This is a genomic window from Nesterenkonia suensis, assembly GCF_054782935.1.
Window position 1 is genome coordinate 94,960 of the sequence record NZ_BAAGRN010000007.1, and the last position, 15,684, is coordinate 110,643.

Annotated in this window: 14 protein-coding genes and 2 tRNA genes; 7 read left to right on the top strand and 9 right to left on the bottom strand. The window is 69.1% G+C overall.

Features of this window, described 5'->3' with window-relative positions; all coding sequences use genetic code 11:
- Positions 1 to 52: 52 nt before the first annotated feature.
- From ACYVKI_RS08225 to ACYVKI_RS08235, 3 genes are all read left to right on the top strand, one after another.
- Positions 53 to 787 carry a response regulator transcription factor gene (locus tag ACYVKI_RS08225; protein ID WP_460689866.1) on the top strand — a complete coding sequence of 245 codons (735 nt, stop codon included), beginning with the start codon at positions 53 to 55 and terminating at the stop codon, positions 785 to 787.
- A 10-nt stretch (positions 788 to 797) separates the two neighbouring features.
- Positions 798 to 2,402, top strand: a complete 1,605-nt coding sequence (locus tag ACYVKI_RS08230; protein ID WP_460689867.1) for a sensor histidine kinase — start codon at positions 798 to 800, stop codon at positions 2,400 to 2,402.
- Between the two features lie 75 nt (positions 2,403 to 2,477).
- Positions 2,478 to 2,768, top strand: a complete 291-nt coding sequence (locus ACYVKI_RS08235; RefSeq protein ID WP_070162348.1) for a WXG100 family type VII secretion target — start codon at positions 2,478 to 2,480, stop codon at positions 2,766 to 2,768.
- 168 nt (positions 2,769 to 2,936) lie between these two features.
- On the opposite strand, the gene groL is transcribed toward ACYVKI_RS08235, so the two are convergent.
- The 3 genes from groL to ACYVKI_RS08250 all read right to left on the bottom strand — a co-directional run bounded on the left by groL (position 2,937) and on the right by ACYVKI_RS08250 (position 5,890).
- Complete coding sequence (gene groL, locus ACYVKI_RS08240) at positions 2,937 to 4,586, bottom strand: chaperonin GroEL (protein ID WP_460689868.1); 1,650 nt, start codon at positions 4,584 to 4,586, stop codon at positions 2,937 to 2,939.
- A 329-nt stretch (positions 4,587 to 4,915) separates the two neighbouring features.
- Positions 4,916 to 5,515 (bottom strand): LytR C-terminal domain-containing protein, encoded by a 600-nt coding sequence (locus tag ACYVKI_RS08245; RefSeq protein ID WP_460689869.1) that lies wholly within the window; start codon positions 5,513 to 5,515, stop codon positions 4,916 to 4,918.
- Positions 5,516 to 5,587: 72 nt separating this feature from the next.
- Entirely contained in the window at positions 5,588 to 5,890 is a 303-nt protein-coding gene (locus ACYVKI_RS08250; RefSeq protein WP_460689870.1) for a DUF3263 domain-containing protein, read from the bottom strand.
- Positions 5,891 to 6,212: 322 nt separating this feature from the next.
- On the opposite strand from ACYVKI_RS08250, the gene ACYVKI_RS08255 reads away from it, so the two are divergent.
- Positions 6,213 to 6,908 (top strand): uracil-DNA glycosylase, encoded by a 696-nt coding sequence (locus ACYVKI_RS08255; protein ID WP_460689871.1) that lies wholly within the window; start codon positions 6,213 to 6,215, stop codon positions 6,906 to 6,908.
- Between the two features lie 3 nt (positions 6,909 to 6,911).
- Here ACYVKI_RS08255 and ACYVKI_RS08260 read toward each other — a convergent pair whose 3' ends face one another.
- From ACYVKI_RS08260 to ACYVKI_RS08270, 3 genes are all read right to left on the bottom strand, one after another.
- A complete protein-coding gene (locus ACYVKI_RS08260) occupies positions 6,912 to 9,053 on the bottom strand; it encodes a threonine/serine exporter family protein (protein WP_460689872.1) in 2,142 nt (713 codons plus the stop codon).
- Positions 9,054 to 9,301: 248 nt separating this feature from the next.
- Positions 9,302 to 9,378 (bottom strand) — tRNA-Val (locus ACYVKI_RS08265).
- Positions 9,379 to 9,513: 135 nt separating this feature from the next.
- Positions 9,514 to 10,209 carry an SDR family oxidoreductase gene (locus ACYVKI_RS08270; protein WP_460689873.1) on the bottom strand — a complete coding sequence of 232 codons (696 nt, stop codon included), beginning with the start codon at positions 10,207 to 10,209 and terminating at the stop codon, positions 9,514 to 9,516.
- Between the two features lie 164 nt (positions 10,210 to 10,373).
- Between ACYVKI_RS08270 and ACYVKI_RS08275 the strand changes: the two genes are divergently transcribed.
- The 3 genes from ACYVKI_RS08275 to ACYVKI_RS08285 are packed head-to-tail and all read left to right on the top strand — an operon-like array spanning position 10,374 to position 12,030.
- On the top strand, positions 10,374 to 10,967 hold the full coding sequence (locus tag ACYVKI_RS08275; RefSeq protein ID WP_460689874.1) for a helix-turn-helix domain-containing protein: 594 nt from the start codon (positions 10,374 to 10,376) through the stop codon (positions 10,965 to 10,967).
- Positions 10,964 to 11,722 (top strand): AzlC family ABC transporter permease, encoded by a 759-nt coding sequence (locus ACYVKI_RS08280; RefSeq protein WP_460689875.1) that lies wholly within the window; start codon positions 10,964 to 10,966, stop codon positions 11,720 to 11,722. The genes ACYVKI_RS08275 and ACYVKI_RS08280 overlap by 4 nt, the downstream gene beginning before the upstream one ends.
- A complete protein-coding gene (locus ACYVKI_RS08285; protein WP_460689876.1) occupies positions 11,719 to 12,030 on the top strand; it encodes an AzlD domain-containing protein in 312 nt (103 codons plus the stop codon). The genes ACYVKI_RS08280 and ACYVKI_RS08285 overlap by 4 nt, the downstream gene beginning before the upstream one ends.
- A gap of 341 nt (positions 12,031 to 12,371) precedes the next feature.
- On the opposite strand, the gene ACYVKI_RS08290 is transcribed toward ACYVKI_RS08285, so the two are convergent.
- From ACYVKI_RS08290 to ACYVKI_RS08300, 3 genes are all read right to left on the bottom strand, one after another.
- Entirely contained in the window at positions 12,372 to 13,955 is a 1,584-nt protein-coding gene (locus ACYVKI_RS08290; protein ID WP_460689877.1) for an MDR family MFS transporter, read from the bottom strand.
- A gap of 338 nt (positions 13,956 to 14,293) precedes the next feature.
- A tRNA-Thr gene (locus ACYVKI_RS08295) sits at positions 14,294 to 14,366 on the bottom strand.
- Between the two features lie 108 nt (positions 14,367 to 14,474).
- Positions 14,475 to 15,437, bottom strand: a complete 963-nt coding sequence (locus ACYVKI_RS08300) for a DsbA family protein (RefSeq protein WP_460689878.1) — start codon at positions 15,435 to 15,437, stop codon at positions 14,475 to 14,477.
- Positions 15,438 to 15,684: the final 247 nt, after the last annotated feature.

Below are 15,684 nucleotides of genomic sequence, written 5' to 3' on the forward strand. Positions count from 1 at the left end.
GCACACAGCAGTTGTCCAGCTGACTCCCAGACAAGCGAGAGACACTAGCGCCGTGACTGACAAGACTCCCGAAGCCAAGCTGCTCGTCGTCGACGACGAGCCGAACATCCGTGAGCTCCTGGCCACGTCCCTGCGCTTCGCCGGATTCGAGGTCGCCGCGGCCTCGAACGGCCGGGAGGCGCTGGACACCGCCGAGGAGTTCCACCCGGACCTCGCCGTGCTGGACGTGATGCTGCCGGACATGGACGGCTTCACGGTGACCCGTCGCCTGCGGGCGACAGGCAAGCACTTCCCGGTGCTGTTCCTCACCGCCCGAGACGACACCGACGACAAGATCACCGGACTGACCGTCGGCGGCGACGACTATGTCACCAAGCCCTTCTCCCTGGATGAGGTGGTCGCGCGCATCCGCGCGGTGCTGCGCCGCACCGCCCCGTACCAGGATGAGGACGCCGTCATCGTCATCGACAACCTGGAGCTCGACGACGACGCCCATGAGGTTCGCCGCGACGGCGAGATGGTGGATCTCTCCCCCACGGAGTTCAAGCTGCTGCGCTACCTGATGATGAACCCCAACCGGGTGCTCTCCAAGCAGCAGATCCTGGACCATGTCTGGGAGTACAACTTCAACGGTGACGCCTCGATCGTGGAGTCCTACATCTCGTATCTGCGGCGGAAGATCGATTCGGGCGCCGACGGCGCCCCGATGATCCAGACCAAGCGAGGAGTCGGCTACGTGCTGCAGACCTGGGAGCGGAGGCAGCGTTCCCAGGGCCTGTCCCACTGAGCCTCCCGGCATGGCGTTCACCCCGGTCCGTTCCCTCGCCCGCAGGTGGCGCAGCGCGTCTCTGCGCACCCAGCTGGTCTTCATCATCTCCGGGCTGCTGCTGCTCACCCTGGCGGTGACGACCTTCGTCTCCGCCTCGCTCTTCCGGCAGGAGCTGCTGCGGAATCTGGATGAGGACCTCTACACCAACCGGAACAACATCTCGATGTACCTCACCGAGATGGGCACCGAGCCGGAGGACCGGGCCAACGCTCTGGCCATCCTGCGGTTCTACGGCGTGCTGCTGACCAATGACGGCGAGCCGTTGGAGTACAGCGCCACCCACCGTCGGGTCGAGGGCCAGGACCTGCCGGAGATCCCCCCGTTGAGCGCCGAGGAGGTTCTCGCCCAGGCGGGACAGTCCTTCGAGGTGCCCGGGACCACGGAGGGTTCGCGGGGCTGGCGGGTGCAGGTCTACCGGTTGGAGTCCGGGGAGGCTTCGCTGGCCATCGCCCTGCCGTTGGAGGACGTGGACACCTCCGTGGAGCGGGCGACGTTCCTGGTGGCCACGATCGGCCTGCTGGCGACCCTGGGGGCCTCCACGATCGCCTATGCCGTGGTGACCCGCGCCTTCCGGCCGCTGTTCCGGGTGGAGAAGACCGCTGCGGCGATCGCGGGCGGCGACTTCTCCCAGCGCGTGGAGACTTCTGCCCCTCCGGAGACGGAGATCGGCCGGCTCTCCAGGTCGCTGAACGTGATGTTGGAGCACATCGAGGAGGCCTTCCGGGCGAAGACGGCCTCCGAACAGAAGATGCGGCAGTTCATCCAGGACGCCTCCCATGAGCTGCGCACTCCCCTGGTGACCATCCGCGGGTTCTCCGAGCTGTATCGCCAGGGCGGGGTCAGCGACAATCCGGAGGCGGTCGGTGCGGCGATGAGCCGCATCGAGTCCGAGGCCAAGCGGATGGGTCAGCTGGTGGAGGACATGCTCACCCTCGCCCGGCTGGACGAGCAGCGCCCGTTGCAGCTGGCTCCGGTGGACCTGAATCTCATCGCCCATGACACCGCCATGGACATGGGAGTCAATGCTCCGGACCGCACCGTGCAGGTGGTGGGCCTCGACGGCGGCGCCCCGACTGCGGCACCGGTGCTCGGCGATGAGGGCAGGATCCGTCAGATCGTGATGAACCTGGTCACCAATGCGTTGCGCTACACGCCGGAGGGGTCCCCGATCGAGCTGGCGGTGGGCACCGAGAGTCTGATCGCCGGGCGGACCGATTCGGTGCTGCAGGTCCGTGACCATGGCGACGGCATCACCGAGGAGGACGCCGCCCGGATCTTCGAACGGTTCTACCGGGCGGACAACTCGCGCGACCGGGGCACCGGCGGCACCGGGCTGGGCCTGGCGATCGTGGCGGCCATCGCTGCCCAGCACGGCGGCACGGTCCGGCATCAGCAGACGCCCGGCGGCGGGGCCACGATGACGCTGCGGCTGCCGATGGTCGAGCCCAGCGATCAGTCCGACCACGAGTCTGAGGTGGAGGAGCACGAGCTCGCCGAGCTGCAGGACGACCCTGTTCCTCCACAACAGGGCCATGACGACGGCGACACGCCCGGGTCCTCCACAGACCGCTGAGCGGGGGCGCTTCCAGAGCGTGACTCCTTCTAGCGTGGACAGCGTCCCGCACATCGACGGAAGGAAGAGCCGATCATGGCAGTGCTGCAGATCGACACCGCGGACCTGATGGCCAAGTCCCAGACCGTGGAGTCCACCCTGACCCGTATCCAGACCGACGTGAACTCCATGGAGTCCCAGCTGCGCCAGCTGCAGGAGTCCTGGAAGGGTTCGGCCTCCACCGCGTTCCAGGAGGTGCTGACCCAGTGGCGCAGCACCCAGGTGCAGGTGGAGCAGTCGTTGGCCAGCGTCCGGCAGGCGATGGCCGCGGCCTCCTCGCAGTATGAGGAGACCGAGTCGGCGAACACCCGCATGTTCGGCCGCTGAGCTCCCTCCGCCGCACACCATCGCGGAGCATGGGGTCCACCCATGACGCCGAGCATGACCCCGAGCATGACCCCGAGCATGACCCCGAGCATGACCCCGAGCATGACGAAGGCCCCGCAGCTGTGCTGCGGGGCCTTCGTGCTGCTCAGCGGGATGCGCCTGGCATGATCACATCATGCCGCCCATGCCTCCCATGCCGCCCATCGGGTCCATGCCGCCCTCGGCACCGGCGCCTGCCGGGTTCTTCTCCGGCTTGTCGGCGACGACGGCCTCAGTGGTGAGGAACAGGCTGGCGATGGAGGCCGCGTTCTGCAGCGCAGAACGGGTCACCTTCACCGGGTCGGCGACGCCGGCGGCCAGCAGGTCCTCGTACTCGGCGGTGGCGGCGTTCAGGCCGTGGCCGGTCTGCAGGCCCTTGACCTTCTCGGCCACCACGCCGGCTTCGAGGCCGGCGTTGACGGCGATCTGCTTCAGCGGGGCCTCCACGGCGAACTTCACGATGTTCGCACCGGTGGCCTCGTCGCCCTCCAGGGACAGGCTCTCGAAGGCGCGGGCGCCGGCCTGGATGAGTGCCACGCCGCCACCGGCAACGATGCCCTCGTCCACAGCGGCCTTCGCGTTGCGCACAGCATCCTCGATGCGGTGCTTGCGCTCCTTGAGCTCCACCTCGGTGGCGGCGCCGGCCTTGATGACGGCCACGCCGCCGGCCAGCTTCGCCAGACGCTCCTGGAGCTTCTCGCGGTCGTAGTCCGAGTCGCTGTTCTCGATCTCAGCCTTGATCTGGGAGACCCGGCCGGCGATCTCGTCAGCGTCGCCGGCACCCTCGACGATGGTGGTCTCGTCCTTGGTGACGACGACCTTGCGGGCGGTGCCCAGCAGGTCGAGGCTGGCGTTCTCCAGCTTCAGGCCGACCTCCTCGGCGATGACCTGGCCACCGGTGAGGATGGCGATGTCGGCCAGCATGGCCTTGCGGCGGTCGCCGAAGCCCGGAGCCTTGACGGCCACGGACTTGAAGGTGCCCTTGAGCTTGTTGACGACCAGCGCGGCCAGGGCCTCGCCCTCGACGTCCTCGGCGATGACCAGCAGCGGCTTGCCGGACTGCATGACCTGCTCCAGGACGCCGATGACGTCCTTGACGGAGGAGATCTTGGAGTTGACGATCAGGATGTAGGGGTCCTCCAGGACCGCTTCCTGACGATCGGCGTCGGTGACGAAGTAGCCGGAGAGGTAGCCCTTGTCGAAGCGCATGCCCTCGGTGAGCTCCAGCTCGAGGCCGAAGGTGTTGGACTCCTCGACGGTGATGACACCTTCCTTGCCGACCTTGTCCAGCGCCTCGGCGATGAGGTCACCGATCTGGGTGTCGGCGGCGGAGATCGACGCGGTCGCGGCGATCTGCTCCTTGGTCTCGACCTCCTTGGCCGAGGCGAAGAGCTGCTCGGTGACCGCCTCGACGGCCTTGTCGATGCCGCGCTTCAGACCCATCGGGTCGGCACCGGCGGCCACGTTGCGCAGGCCTTCCTTCACGAGGGCCTGGGCGAGCACGGTCGCCGTGGTGGTGCCGTCACCGGCGACGTCGTCGGTCTTCTTGGCGACCTCCTTGACCAGCTCGGCGCCGATCTTCTCGTAGGGGTCCTCCAGCTCGATCTCCTTGGCGATCGAGACGCCGTCGTTGGTGATGGTGGGTGCGCCCCACTGCTTCTCCAGCACGACGTTGCGGCCGCGGGGGCCCAAGGTGACCTTGACGGCGTCGGCGAGGCTGTTCAGGCCCCGCTCGAGGCCGCGGCGGGCCTCTTCGTCGAATGCAATGGTCTTAGCCATATCGGCACGTGTCCTTCCTGGACTGCGGGTGATGATGATTCAGACGTGTTCGCGTCAATCGGGTCGAACCTTGAGAGGTGCCCGCGACGGACGGCCGCACCCCCGCGTCACCGGGGGTGCCTGTACTGATGGCCTCACCTGTTCAGGTTCATCCCACTCGCCGCCGCAGAAGGCTGCGCCCACGACGTGGGCTGGCAGTCTCCGGGGGAGAGTGCTAGCACAATTTTTAGCACTCAGAGCAGGCGAGTGCAAACCCTTCGGGTGCCTCCGCAGCACCTCTGCACCGCGTCATCGCGGGCGTCTGCCGCCGGTGGGCCTCCGGGGTGATCTCATTCGGCGAAATCAGGGCCGACCACCACGGCCACATTGGTCCAGGCCGCACTCTCCTCGACCCGCTCGATCCCGAGGTTCTCGGCCAAATCCTGGGCATGCTCCTGCGCCCCGGCCGGGTAGTAGATCACCGGGGTCTCGACGTCGTCGTAGGTCCACTCGGCGACGTAGGTGACGTTGTAGTCCAGCTCTCGCAGCTGCCCAGCCAGCTCCTCCTCGAGCCCGTCCGGCCCTCCGTGGTTGAGGATCTGCACCGGGGACTCGGTGTCGGCCGCAGGGTCGCTGGGACCCCCGGTCTGCCCGGCGTCCTCCTCGTCCTCGCCAGCACCATCCTCGCCGACGGCGTCCTCGCCCTCACCGGCGGTCTCGGCCTGCTCCTGCTCGTCGGTCGCCTCCGGGGAGTCCTCGCGCAGAGTCGGCAGCACGAAGTAGCTGACCACACCCACCAGCAGCGCCACCACGGCGAGCAGACCGATCCACTTCAGCCCGCCTCCGCTCCGGGAGGAGCCGGCCGGCTCCGCCGGGGCACGGTGCTTGCCCGCCTCGCCCTGCTGATACGGGGGGACGTCGTCGAACTCATCATGGGGGAACTTGCTCATGGTGTGGAGATCCTCAGGCTCTGCGCGTACTGCGGACGGACGGTGGAGCGGGCCGCGAGGCCCTGCCGGGACTCATCGGCGCGACGCCCGCGCCCGCTGACGCGCCTCACGCTGACGGCGCAGGCGCTTGACGAGCATGGGGTCGTGCATGAGGGCGGCGTCGGAATCGAGGAGCTGATTGAGCAGCTGATAATAAGTGACCGCCGAGATCTGCAGCTGGTCGCTGATCGCCTGATCCTTCGCCCCGGCGTACTTCCACCACTGGCGCTCCAGCGCGAGGATCTGCTTCTCCTGCTCGGTCAGCTGCCCGGCCTCCCCCACCGTGGCGTCGGCCCCGTCACACCGGACGGTCTCGGCCGAGCTGGCAGAGCTCATCGATGCCTCCTGATGTCGACTCGGACCGGCGCGCCCGGACCGTTGTTCCTGGGCCCATCCTACGGCCCGGCGGACGCCCGAGCGCGCATATCGCCCCGCTGTGTGTTCGGCACCACCGTGGGCGCCCCGGCACGCGGCGGCTTTCCCCATACGGACGCGCTCCGCCCATCCAGGGGCCACTTCCCCGGACATTTCACGCCGGGTGACGCGCGCAAGTTTGCTGAGATGCGCCGGAAAGTGACTCCTGGCTCCGCGGCAGACCGCATCCGGACGCCTGACGATGGAGCACGCATCTCCCGGGCACCCTCTAAGGTGGTGGCCTATGGAGCTCTCCGAGAACCTCGTCGCACCGTTAGAGTCCGGCTGGGAGCGCGCCCTGGCCGCACAGGAGTCGGAGTTCGCCCGGGTCCGCGAGGAACTGACCCGCCGTCGGCAGGCCGGCGAGCACATCCTGCCCACCCCCGAGCACGTGCTGCGTGCCTTCCGGCAGCCCTTCGATCAGGTCAAGGTGCTGGTGCTCGGCCAGGATCCCTACCCCACGCCCGGGCATCCGATCGGGATGTCCTTCGCGGTCGCCCCGGACGTGCGTCCGATCCCGCGCAGCCTGCAGAACATCTTCCGCGAGCTGCAGGACGACCTCGGCATCGCACCGGCGGCCCATGGAGACCTCACCGCCTGGTCCCGGCAGGGGGTGCTCATGCTCAACAGGGTGCTCACCGTGACGGCCGGCAGCCCCGGCTCCCATCGCGACATCGGCTGGGAGGCGATCACCGAGGCCGCGGTCCGGGCCCTGGTGGCCCGCGGCACCCCACTGGTCTCGATCCTGTGGGGCGCCGACGCCCGTCGGATGAAGCCGCTCTGCGACGCCGGCGCCCACACCACGGTGCTGACCAGCCCGCACCCCTCCCCGCTGTCCGCCCACCGAGGATTCCTCGGCTCCCGGCCCTTCTCCCGGACCAACGAGGCGCTGCAACGCCTGGGTGCGGAGCCGGTGGACTGGCGGCTGGCGCCGTCGTGAGCCTCAGCGACGGCGGCCGCGGGACCGCTCGTTGGACTGCAGCCCCGCAGTGATCGGACGCATCAGCACATCACCGAGCACGATCCCGGAGGCGATGCCCAGGATGATGATCAGGGCGCTGAACAGCTCGGTGAGCCCACCCATCATGGAGGCGACCAGATTGGCGTCCGGGTTCTCGAGCGCGATCTGATACATCCCACGGAAGACCATCAGCCCGGGCAGCATGAACATCATCCCCGGCACGGCGATGACCAGCTGCGGAGCACCCATGCGCAGCGCCACCACGCGGCCCAGCGCACCCACCACCGTCGCCCCGAGGATCGGAGTCATCCGCTCCCCCAGTCCGATCGTCTCTCCGGCGTAGAACAGCAGGAAGCCCAGGGCGGACACCAGCCCCGTGGGCAGCAGCATCTTCCAGCGGGCCTGCTCGACGACGGCGGCGGCCATCGCGGCCACGAAGACCAGCGCCACCAGCACCGCCGGGTGATAGATGCGAGTCAGGCCCACCGCCACCTCGATCTGCGGGGCACCCAGCAGATCCGCCAGCACCACGCCGGCCATGATGCCCGCCGTCATGCCGGCGAAGGCGATCATCGCCGAGACCAGTCGCCCCGCTGAGGTGAGCGGGAAGCCGTTGATCGCATCCTGGATCGCCGAGACCACCCGGGCCGAGGGCAGCAGGATCATCAGCCCGCCGGCGACCACCATCGACGGGGTGATCGGGACCCCCAGCATGAACGCCCCCATGGCGATGAAGGTCGCCACGAAGCCCCCGGTGGCCAAGGTGAAGAACTCCGGGACCCGCCACTCCGAGAGCTGCCGGTTGATCCCCAGCACCACCAGCGTGGCGGCGAATCCGATCGTGGCGTCCAACAGGGGCGCTCCGAGAAAGCTGGCGAACAGGCTGGCGAAGACCGCCCCGGCCAGGGTCACCATCCACCGGGGGTACGGCTTGGGCTCCCGGGTGATCTCGTGAAGCCGTTCGGCCGACTCCGAACGGGTCAGCCGCCCGGAGATGATGTCGGTGACGAGCTCGTGCACTGCGGCGAGCGCCTTGTAGTTCCGCGACCAGGATCGCACCACCCGCACCCGGGAGTAGGGGATCTTGCCGTCGGGGGCCCAGTTGAGGCTGATCGACTGGTTGGTGATGTCGACATCGGTGTTCTTCATGCCGAAGGCGGCGGTGACCGCGATGATCGAGGTCTCCACCTCCAGGGCGCCGGCCCCGTAGCGGAACAGCGCCTCCCCGAGGTCCAGCACGAAGGCGATGGTGGCCAGCTCATCCGAGTCCACCGGCTGCTCGGCCTGCCGCGGGTTCGCGTACGGGGTGCCGGCCAGGTGGTCCACCAGCGGGACCGACTGGGTGTGGGTGGTCTCGGAGCGCATGATGCGCCGCAGCACGTCCTGCGGGCGCACCTTCTGCTCGAAGACGGATCGGTCGAACAGCGGGGCACGCTTCACCACGCCCGGCAGTCTGGTCCCGGAGGGGCGCAGCACGGATCGGCGTCGGATCGGCTCGCTGGACGGGGCGGCGGAGACCTCGTGCGGGTCCGCGGCCGGAGTGCGATCAGTGGGGATCTGCGGGCCCAGGGCCTCGGTCTGGCCCCAGTCTCCGGTGGCCCACTCGCCGGTGGGCGTCCACTGGCCCTCGAACTCCCCGGCTCCGTGATCCGGGCGGATCTCGTCGAAGCTGTGGGTGTGCGGGCGGGGCAGCGGCGAGGTCGGCGGCCCGACCTGGCCGGTGACGTCGACGCCGTCGTGGGCGCCGGTGCGGGGCCCGGGTGGGTGGCTGTGGTCGTGGTGCTCGGCCGCCGGGGAGTCGTAGAAGGCGTCGGGGGCGAACTCGTGTCGGACCGCCTCGGCCTGGGCGGTCTCCTCCTGGGCACGTTCGGCGGCCTCGGCGTCGAACTCCTCCCATTCCAGGGTGGCCTCGGCCTCACGGGCGGCCTGCCAGGAGGAGGCGATGCTGCCGGTCAGAGCCCGCATGAAGCCGGTGGAGGTGTCCTCGCCGTCGTCCTCGGCGGTGGGCCGGACCACCGGGATGAGCGTGACCTCGGCCTCCGGCTCGGAGATGACGGGGTCGATGGCCTCGACGCCGCCGTCCTCACCGGTGCGATCTTCGCGTCGGGTCTCCTCGGCTGACACGGCTCCTCCCTCCGGATGCGTCGGCTCGTGCATCAATCTACGCGGCACGGTCCCGCCAGGCACAGACCGCGAGATGTCCCCGTGGTGTTCGTTCGTCCTGCCCCCGTGCCACAGCGTGCCGTGCCACAGCGTGCCGTGCCACCGAGACAGACGAACACCACGGGGAGAGATCCGGGCGATCCGACAGATCCGCCCCGTCGGCCGCTGGCCATGAGGGCCGCGTCCCGACAGGGCGGTGAAGCATGATGTGGTGGATCCGAATGGACTCGAACCATCGACCTCTCGCGTGTGAAGCGAGCGCTCTAACCATCTGAGCTACGGATCCTTGACGACATCGCGGGCGTGAAAGCTGCCTGCGAGCGCCAGAAAAGATTAGCACCTCGGGTGCGGTTTCGGAAAACCGGCGCCCGAGGTGCTTCACAGGCGCACAGCAGAGGCCCTCCCTCAGGCCAGCGCCCGCTCAGGCCAGCGCTTCGTCGAGCGGGGTCGCCCCGTCGTAGAAGTTCACCGTCGTCCGGACCGCGGATCCGGTGGTGAGCACGTGGGTGATCGCTTCGGCGACGTTCTCCCGCGAGGTGCCCACCTCCTCACGTTCGGGATGACGCCCCTCGACCAGCCCGGCGCCGTCGACGACCTGGAGCTGTCGGGTGGCCGGCTCCCGGGTCAGCGATCCGGGCCCGAGGATCGTCCAGTCCAGCCCGGTGCTCCGCAGGTGGGCGTCGGCGTGGTGCTTGGCCTCGGCGTAGGGGTAGAACGAGCTCTCCTGGTCCAGCGTGTCCACATCAGTCTCGGCCCGGACGTAGGAGACCATCACGTACCGGGTCACCCCAGCCTGCTCCGCGGCGTCCATGGAACGCACCGCCGCCTGACGGTCCACGGCCTGGGTGCGCGCCGGGTCCCCGCCGCCGGCACCGGCGGAGAAGACCACGGCGTCGGCGCCGCGGAAGGCCTCGGCGAGCTGGTCGACGTCGGCGTGCTCGATGTCCAGCAGCATCGGCGTGGCCCCGGTGGCGGCGACGTCCTCACGATGCTCTGGGTTGCGGATGAGCGAGTCCACGCGCCATCCGGCATCGACCAGCTTAGGTGCGGCGAGCAGTGCGACCTTGCCGTGGCCACCTAGGATGACGACGCGCTTCTGCTGAGTTTCTGCGGCCATGAGCCTCTCCTTCGGTTCGTCTCGATGCTCCCCGGCACGGGGCCGGGGCACTTCACCCTGCTGGGCACAACGTCTGCACAGGCCTGCTATTCCTCGTCGGCAACACGAGTGTCGTTCGATGAATCGAACGACTGGTACTCTGTGGCGAACGAATGGAGGGGCCTGTGACCACGAAGAACCATCAGGCACTGCTGGCACAGATCGCCGCAGCGGTCCGGGAGGAGCGGCTGCGCGCGGGCCTGTCGCTCAGCGAACTCGCCCGCCGGGCGGGCATCTCGAAGTCGACTGTGTCCCAGCTGGAGGCCGGCCAGAATAACCCCAGCGTGGAGACCCTGTGGTCCATCGCCTCCACGCTGGACATCCCCTTCGCCCGTCTGGTGGACACGCCCCGTCCGCGGCCACAGATCATCCGCGCCGAGGAGCGTGCCGCAGTCCCCTCGGCCACCGCGGACTTCCATGCCACCCTCCTGCACAGCGGGAGGTCCGCCGCCCAGCGCGATCTCTACGTGGTGACCCTGGAGCCCGGGGAGGTCCGCGAGGCCGAACCACACCCCCGGGGCTCGACCGAGCACGTGCTCATCGGCTCCGGGCAGGTATGCCTGGGCCCGGCCGATGCCCCCTTCACCCTCGGGACCGGCGACTACGCCGACTTCCCCGGGGACGTGCCCCACACCTATGAGGCGCTGACCCCCGGCGCCTGGTTCACCCTGCTCATGGAGCACTCGACCGCCGACGACCGCTGGAGCGGCCAGCGATGACGGCCTCCACCGATCACCGTGGGCCCCGAAGCCCCCGGCTGACCCCGGCCACGCGCATGGGACTCTCCATCGCCGCCGCGGTCTCGCTGTACGGAATCTCCTTCGGCGCGCTGTCCGTGGCCTCGGGGCTCACCCTGTGGCAGACCGTGGCACTCTCGGCGCTGCTGTTCTCCGGGGGTTCGCAGTTCGCGTTCATCGGGGTCCTGGCGGCCGGGGGCTCCGGGGCCGCCGCCCTGGGCGCCTCGACGCTGCTCAGCGCCCGCAACACGATCTACGCGGTACAGATGAAGGCGTTGTTCGATCCGGCCGGTTGGAAGCGGCTGGTCAGCGCGCAGCTGACCATCGACGAGTCGGCGGCCAATGCGATGAGCCAGACCGATCCGGCAGAACGTCGCCGGGGGTTCTGGGTCACCGGCATCGGCGTCTATGTCGGCTGGAATCTGGCCACAGTCTCCGGCGCCCTGCTGGGCGACGTGGTGGCCGAGCCGGAGGCGCTGGGACTCGACGGCGCTGTGGTCGCCGCCTTCCTCGGACTGCTCTGGCCCCGGCTGCGCTCCGGTGAACCGTGGGCTCTGGCCGTGCTGGCCGCCCTGGTGACCGTGCTGACCATGCCGATGCTGCCCGCGGGAGTGCCGGTGCTGCTGGCCGCGGGGATCGCGGTGGCCTGGGGCCTGCTCCGGCGCCCGGGAGCCGGACAGACCGGACAGGCCGGACGAGTCACAGCTGCGACAGAGTCCGAGCAGGCCCACCGATGACGCTGTGGATCTGGGTGCTGCTCGCCTGCGCCGCGGTGTACCTGACGAAGATCGTCGGTTACCTGGTGCCCGGCTCCTGGCTGAGCCATCCGCTGGTGGGACGCCTCTCCGGGCTGATGACCGTGGCGCTGCTGGCCTCCCTGGTGGCGATGAACACGGCCTCCGGCGATGACGGCGTCGTCCTGGATGCCCGCCTCGGCGCCCTGCTGGCCGCCGCCGTCGCCCTGTGGCTGCGGGCCCCGTTCCTGGTGATGGTGCTGGCGGGTGCGGGCGCCGCGGCCGCCCTGCGGGCCTTCGGGATCGGGTGAACGGCGCCTCTTGGAGCCCCACCATGCCGGATCCACGCCGTCGAGGCCATGTTACGAAACGTCGGTATTGCGTAATCAAAATTCCCCGTATAAGGTTAACCTCACTTGGGTGCGACAGGGGCCCGCTCGGTGCGGGCGGGCCCCGCTTCCCACCCAGGGCCGCACATCTCGCAGGACACGGCCCGCCAGACGGCCGTGACGACTCACGCAGACACAGAGACGCCGGGCTCGACAGGGATGATCAGTGCATCCCCGCCGAGCCCGGCGTCTCTGTGTCTGCCGGGCGCTTCTGTGTCTCCCGGTCGTTTCTGTGCCGGCCGGCCGCTTCTGTGCCGACGCGGTCAGCGCGCGGTGGGAGCGGCAGACTCCTCACGCCCGGACTCGGGCCCCACCTCAGTGACAGGCCCACCAGCCGACCCACCGGCCGACCCACCGGTCGATTTGCCCGCAGGGGTGGCGCGCAGCGTCATGCTCAGCAGCAGGGTGCCCACGCTCATCACCGCCGCTGTACGGAAGGCTGTGCGGAATCCTTCCACAGCGGCCGCCTCGGGCTCCAGGCCGTTCGAGGCCGCCACTGCGGCTCCGAGGCCCATCACCGTGACCAGCAGAGCGGTGCCCACGGCGGCGGCCAGCTGCTGGAGGGTGTTCAGCACCGCAGAGCCGTGCGAGTACAGCGGCTGCGGAAGCGGGTTCATCGCCGTGGTGAAGGCCGGGGTGAAGAGACAGGCGAGCCCGACGCTGAGCACCAGGTGCAGCCCCAGCACCGCCCACACGCTGCTCTGCGGCCCGAGCAGGCTCATCAGGAACAGCGCGATGATCAGCAGCGAGGCACCCGGCACCACCAGGGGCCGCGGTCCGACGCGGTCGTAGAGCCGACCGACGATCGGGGCCAGCAGTGCCATCAGCACACCCCCGGGAAGCATCAGCAGTCCGGTCTGGAGGGTGTCGAGCCCACGGACCTGCTGGAGGAACAGCGGCAGCATGATGATCGCGCCGAAGAGGGCGATCATCATCAGCAGCATCATCAGCAGGGAGCGGGTGAACATGGTGTAGCGGAACGGCTGCAGGTTCAGCAGCGGGTTGCCGCTCTTCTGCAGACGGACCTGCAGCCAGGTGAAGGCCGCGAGGAAGGCGACTCCCACCGCCAGGACCACCAGGGCCACGACGTCGATGCCAGCCTCGACCGCCTCATCCACTCCGGCCCCTTCGCCGTGGCCGCCGCCCAGCTGGCTGATCCCGTAGACCACGCCGGAGAAGCCGGGCACGGAGAGCAGCAGCGACGGCACGGAGAGCCCGCCGCCGACGGCCCCGGGGCTGGCGTCCAGGCGGGGTCGGCCCAGCACGAGGGCGGCCAGGGCGATGGGCAGGATCAGCAGGAAGAGGAATCGCCAGTCGGCGATGTGCAGGATGAGCCCGGACAGCGCAGGCCCGGTGGCCGGGGCCACGGAGATGACGATGGAGATGTTGCCCATGACCACGCCGCGGCGCTGCAACGGCACCAGAGTCAGCGTGGTGGTCATCAGCAGCGGCAGCATCATCGCAGTGCCCGCCGCCTGGATGATTCGGCCGACCAGCAGCATCGGGAAGCCGAAGGCGGCCGCGGCGATCACCGTGCCCAGGCAGAAGAGCACCAGGGACAGGGTGAACACCGCGCGGAGGCTGAACCGCTGCATCAGGTAGCCGGTGGTGGGGATGATCGTGGCCAGCGTGAGCATGAACGCGGTGGTCAGCCACTGGATGGTCGTCTCGTTGACCTGGAACTCCACCATCAGCGGCTGCAGGGCCACGTTCATGATGGTCTCGTTGAGGATCATGATGAACGCGGCGACGAGCAGCGCACCGATGGTGAGCTTGTCCCCACGGGGCATCCGCGGCACCTCTCCTGCCGCCGTCTGGCTGGCTGGTGGTGTGGAATGTGCACTCATAGGGCCTCCGATGGCAGTCCGGACGCCACCCCCCGGTTCGACTCGGCTCAGTCGGACGTGATTCGACTCGGCGAGCACCGGCGACGGGGGTGGACAGAGGGGTGGGCAGATGGCGGGATCGCCCCGCGGCACTGGGGGACGATCGGCGACGCGGCTCGCTGGGATGACGACGTCGACCCCGGGGAACCTGCGAGCTAGTCCGCTTCAGCCAACGGGGCGACAGGGCACAGTATTCCCGCAGAAGGAAGAATCAAGGAGGAGCGTCCGCCCGAGGCGGGCCCAGGGCATCCCGGACAGAGACGAGCTGGGCCGCGACGCGGTGCCGCAGTGAGATGGAGAGCCCCCTGCCGGGTTCGAACCGACGACCTGCTGTTTACAAGACAGCTGCTCTACCAGCTGAGCTAAGGAGGCGTGGCGCCGCAGCGCCGGAGGTCCATCCTACCGGTGGACCTCCCTGGGTGACCAGTTCATGGCCGAAGAGGCTGGGAGCGGGGGTCACCCCAGCTCCCGGCGGCGGGATCAGGAGTCGCCCTCTTCCTCCGAGTCGTCCCCGTCCTCCTCAGCGTCCGTGTCGGCATCCTCCGAGTCGCCCTCGTCCTCATCGGCGTCCTCATCGGCGTCCTCATCGGCAGTCTCATCAGTGTCGCCGATCTGCCCCTCGACCCACTCACGGAAGCCCAGCTCGGAGGTGCTCCAGTCCTCGTCGTCGAGGTAGACGGCCGGTGTGCCTCCCACCTCGTCGGCGGAGAACAGCCGGGTGGTGTAGGTGACGAACGGACGGTAGGTGCCGTCCTGGACGCAGGACTCGATGTCGGCGTCGTAGCCGTCACGGGCCAGGGCCGCGAGCTCGTCGTTGGAGAGCTCGCCGAGTGCCTGGTGGCTGACCACTTCGGCCAGGTAGTCGAGATAGCTCTCCGGGGCCTCATCCGCCATGCACACCGTGGCGTTGGACGCCCGCGACGAATAGTTGGTGGCGGAGTTCTGGTCCAGGAAGCCGACCATGCGGTACTCGAGAGTGATCTGGCCGGCGTCGACCCACTCCTTGATCTGCTCGCCGTGCTCCGTCTCGAAGGCACCGCAGGCCGGGCAGTTCGGGTCGGCATAGATGACCATGTGCGGGGGCTCACCCTCCTCGCCGGGCTCCACACCGCTGGGCAGCTCCCCCTCGGAGGCTGAGATCTCCGAGGCGTCGATCATCCCCAGGTCCGAGCCGGCGGCGACGTCGGTCGCCGAGGTCAGGGTGATGCCGCCGAACTCGTTGGCCACGGACGGGGCCGGGCCCTCCGAGGCGGCGACGCGTTCTCCGGCGTCGCGCTGGCTGACGATGAAGAAGGTGAGCCCCAGGACGACGGCGAGCGCGACGACCACCACACCGATGCGCAGCAGCAGGGAGGCTCGGCGCTGTTTGGCCTCCTCCTCCTGCTGGATCCGGCGGGCTTTGTCGCGGGCGCTTTCACCCGGGGTCTGGGAGTTCTGGGCCATCGATTCTCCGAAGATGTCATCGCGGGGATCCGCGGCAGGCGGATCCGTCGGGCAGAGTCGCCTCCAGGGTAGTCCCTCCGGCCTGGGGATTTCCTGGAGGGGGCCACCGCCGCCCCCGCAACCCTCCCGCCGAAGCCCCAGAAGTTCGATGTTGATCACATTCCGGCCTGTCGGCACGGCGGTCCGGGTAGAGTGGCGAGACGAATGATGCGACGGACGTCACAGGACGCCGCCCGTGGACATGGCC